Source organism: Roseomonas sp. TAS13, from assembly GCF_001950415.1.
Taxonomy (GTDB): Bacteria; Pseudomonadota; Alphaproteobacteria; order Acetobacterales; family Acetobacteraceae; genus Roseomonas; species Roseomonas mucosa.
The window spans coordinates 1-4,313 of record NZ_BDLP01000363.1 but is presented as its reverse complement, the minus strand read 5'-3'; the positions used below and the strand labels follow the sequence as shown (position 1 = coordinate 4,313).

Below are 4,313 nucleotides of genomic sequence, written 5' to 3'. Positions count from 1 at the left end.
GGCGATGCCCTGGCGCACCAGCCCATGCCAGCTCGTCTCCACCACCTTCTTCGGCTCCAGCCCGCAAAGCAGCAGCCGGTCCTCGGCGCGGGTCAGCGCCACGTAGAGCAGGCGGTTCTCTTCCTCGGCATCGGCCTCGGCGCGGCGGCGCTCGGCCTCCTGCCAGGCGCGGGCCTGGAACTCCTTGCGCGGCGCCCAGAGGGGGAGGGACAGGGAGGCGTCCTCCTCCTCCCAGCGCAGGGGCGAGTTGCGGCCGCCGCGCCCGACATCGGGGATGATCACCACCGGCGCCTGGAGGCCCTTGGCGCCATGGGCGGTGAGGATGCGCACGGCGTCGCCGGCATTCTCGGCCTCGCGCTTCACCTCGGCGCCGCCGCGCCGGAGCCAGTGGGTGAAGCCCTGGAGGGAGGGCGGGTGGCGGTTCTCGTAGCGCAGCGCGGCGTTCAGCAGCTCGTCCATCGCATCCGCCGCGTCGCCGCCCAGGCGTTCCAGCAGCTTCGCGCGGCCGCCATGCTCGCCCAGCACCTCGCTCAGCAGGGCGTGCGGCGTGACCAGGTCGGCGCGGTCGGCCAGCGTGGCGATCCAGCCGGCGGCCCGGCCCTCCGCCGTCAGCGCGCCCCGGTGCTGGAGCAGGCGGTGCCAGAGCGGGCCGTCCCGGTCATGGGAGAGGGCGAAGAGCGCCTCCTCCTCCAGCCCGATCAGGGGCGATTTCAGCAGCGCCGCCAGTTGCAGGTCGTCTTCCGGCAGCAGCAGCACGTCGCAGAGCGCCAGCAGGTCCTGCACCGCGATCTGTTCCACCAGCGCGATGCGGTCCACGCCGCCCACCGCCACGCCGCGCCGCTTGAGCTGGCGCACCAGAAGCTCCGTCAGCCGGGTGCGGCGGCGGACCAGGATCATGATGTCGCCGGGGCGGATCGGGCGGTCGCCGCGCGCGGGCAGGGTCTCATGCCGCACCATGTGGTCGATGCGCGCGGCCAGGGTCTCGGCCAGCAGCGCGTCGGCATCCTGCGCCACCACCGGCTGGCTCGGCACGAACCAGGGCTCCGGGTCCTCCGTGCTGCCGCGCGCGAGCAGGGGCCAGACCTCGACGCTGCCGGCATGGCCGGCGCGGTCGGGGAAGTGGCGCAGCGGCTCGCCATCCGGCCGCACCACGCCGGCCCGCGCGGCGCCTTCGTGGAAGACGGCATCGACGAGCTGCAGGACCGGGGCGCAGGAGCGGAAGCTCACATCCAGCGCCACCGGCTGGAAGTTGCCGCCGGCCTGCCGCACCTGCTGCGAGAAGCGCGCCTCCCAGGTGGCGAAGCCCTGCGCGTCGGCACCCTGGAAGCCGTAGATCGACTGCTTCTCGTCGCCCACCACGAAGAGCGTACGCTCCCCGGCCTCGCGCACACCCTCGCCGGCGAAGAATTCCTCGGCCAGCGCCTCGGCGATGCCCCATTGCGCCGGGTTGGTGTCCTGCGCCTCGTCGAGCAGGATGTGGTCGAGGCCGCCATCGAGCTTGAACAGCACCCAGGCCGAGCCGGGGTCGCGCAGCAGGCGCTGCGCGTGGTGGATCAGGTCGTCGAAGTCCAGCGCGCCCATGCGGCGCTTGCGGGCGGCGTAGTCGGACAGCACCGGCCCGGCGGCGACCAGCAGCGCGCTGGTGGCAGCCAGCAGGCGGTGCGCGTTGGCGCGTTCCTGGAACGAGCGGAGCCGCGCGGATTCCGCCGCCAGCGTGTCGAAGGGCTCCAGCGCCTTGCGGAGATCGCCCTTGCCGGTGTGCAGGCAGTCCCACCATTCCGCCTGCTGCGCCGCGCGCTCCTCCGGCGACAGGGCCAGGAAATCGAGCATCCGCTGGCCGAGGTCGCGCGCCGTCTTGGTCTTGTGGGCGAGCAGCGCCTTCGCCTGTTCCGCGACCGCCGGGGGGATGTCGCAGATCAGCGCCGCCAGGTCCTCCTCGCGCTCCCCTTCCGGCAGGCCGAGGCGCCGGCCCAGCCTCCGTCCCAGCGCCAGCGCGCCGCCGGGCGTCTCGAACAGCGCGGCCAGCTTCTCCCGCCGCCCCGCCATCTCGCGCAGCGCCTCGGCGATCCGGTCGGCGGTGACAAGGCGGGCCAGGGCGGCCAGGGTTTCCGGGGGCACGCGCCCGCCGGACAGCGCCGCCTCCCGCGCCTCGGCCAGCAGGGTGGCGGAATCCGCGTCCTCCAGCATGGCGAACTGCGGCGGCAGCTCGGCCTCCAGCGGGAAGGAGCGCAGCAGCGACTGGCAGAAGGCGTGGATCGTGGCGATCCGCATCCCGCCTGGCTGTTCCAGCACGCGGCAGAACAGCTTGCGCGCGGTGGCGAGCTGCGCGGGCGGCACCGGCTCGCCGGTCAGCGCCTCGATCTCCCCACGCAGGTCGGCATCGTCGGTGACGGCCCAGCGGCCCAGGCGCCGGTTGAGCCGGATCGCCATCTCCGCCGCCGCCGCCTTGGTGAAGGTGAGGCAGAGGATGCGGCCCGGCTCCGTGCCCTCGCGCAGCAGCAGGCGCAGCACGCGGTCGGTGAGCACCTTGGTCTTGCCGGAACCGGCCGAGGCACCCACCCAGGCGGAAAGGCGCGGGTCGGAGGCGAGGCGCTGGGCGTTCTGGGCGCGTTCGCGGGCGGAAAGAGGAATGTTCACGCCGGTCTCGATCCTGGCCTGGGCGTTGCGCCATCCCGGGTGAAAGGCGCCGCCTTTCCCCCGGCCCCCCTCTCCGCCAGGACCCTGCGGGCCCTGGACCCGATGAGCTGGCGCCTGCCGTGGCCGGTTCGCGCCGGAGAGCGACGCTCTCTGGCGACTGGCGGCGCCATCCGCGCGAAAGGGGTGCTGGTCTTTTTCCGGGAGCCCCGCGTCTCCGCCTGCTCCGAAGGGTCGGGCGCCGGGCTGGTGGCCGCCACGCAGAGCCAACTCAGGCCCGGGGTCCGGGGACCGGCTCCGGTCCCCGGCGGAGAGGGGGGCCGGGCGGAGAGGCGGCGCCTCTCCCCCGGGGCCGGCCACGGGCGCGGCGCGGACATGGGGGACAGTGGCTTCACTCCGCGCCCGCTTCCTCGGCCCCGCCCCATTCGCGCTGGCGGGACAGGTGTTCGTAATCCGTGTTGCGGGGGCTGCGGCCCGGATGCGGGCGCGCCAGGAAGGGACGGTCGCCCAGCAGGAATTCCCGTGCCAGCACGTCCACCTGCCGCCATGCCGCCTCGGCCACCTCTGTCACGGTCACGTCGCCCCTGGGCTTGAAGACGAGTCGCTCGCCTTCCTCGATGGTACCCGAGAGCTTCCAGTGCTCCAGCGCCGAAACCGTGGCGGGGGCGATGCCGGGGAAGCCGCCCTTGAGCGCCATGGCGGCCTCCAGCGGCAGCTGCGGCGCGCGGCCGTCCTGGATGGCGATCTGGGCCGGGGGGGCGCCGGTCTTGAAGTCGAGGATGGCGAGGCCGCCATCGGCCAGGATGTCCAGCCGGTCGGCGCGCCCTTCCAGCCGCACGCCGCAGGGCAGCTCGATCTGGCCGGACTGTTCGGGGTGGCGTTCCCGCACCTCGGGGCGTTCCCGCTCGGTGGCCAGCAGGAATTCGCCGATGCGGCGCAGGCGCGGGCGCCAGAAGGCGGCGAGGCCGGGGCGCGGGGCGTGCCGGCGGATCGCTTCCTCCACCGCTTCCCCGAACCATTCCAGGGCCCGGTCGCCATAGGCACCGGCGCAGCGGCGGGTCCAGGCCGCCACCGCGTCATGCACCACCGAGCCGAAGGCGGCGCCGTCGGCCTCGGCATCCAGCGGATCGAGGGGGCGCAGCCGCAGCACGCGCTTGGCGTACCAGGCATAGGGATCGGCCTTCAGGTCCCAGACATCGGTGACGGTCAGGCGGCGCGGGCGCAGCAGCACCGGCGGGGCCGGGGCCGGGCGGGGGCAGGGGAGGACGACCTCCGGCATGTCCAGCCGCTCCGCCCAGCCGGTGGCGGGCGAGGCTTCGATCCGCAGGCCCTGGCCGTGCAGGAAGATCTGCAGCCGGGTCAGCCAGCGTGCCTGCACCGACGGGCTGCCGCCGCGCTTGCGGGCATGGCTCAGCACCACGTCCGGGGCGGACAGGGCGCTCATCATGAAATCGGCGGCGACGCGGCCGATGCGGGCCTCCGGCGCCGGCAAGCCGAACTCGCGGCGCATCGGGCGGCTCATCCAGGCGCCGGGATCGGTGGCGATGGGCCAGACGGTTTCCTCCAGCGCGCCCAGCACCACGCGGTCGAAGGATTGCAGCCGCGCCTCCAGCAGGCCCAGCACCTGCACCCGCGGCTGTCTCTTGATCACATCTACGCACAGCTCCACCGTAAGGCGA

2 protein-coding genes are annotated in these 4,313 nt (G+C 74.1%); both read right to left on the bottom strand.

Going from position 1 to position 4,313, the window contains the following annotated elements; all coding sequences use genetic code 11:
• Positions 1–2,637, bottom strand: a 2,637-nt coding sequence (addA, locus tag ROTAS13_RS20190) for a double-strand break repair helicase AddA (protein WP_075823227.1), incomplete at its 3' end; no start/stop codon positions are given.
• Between the two features lie 388 nt (positions 2,638–3,025).
• Positions 3,026–4,313: PD-(D/E)XK nuclease family protein (locus ROTAS13_RS20185; protein WP_171979172.1), on the bottom strand; the 1,288-nt coding region annotated here is incomplete at its 5' end.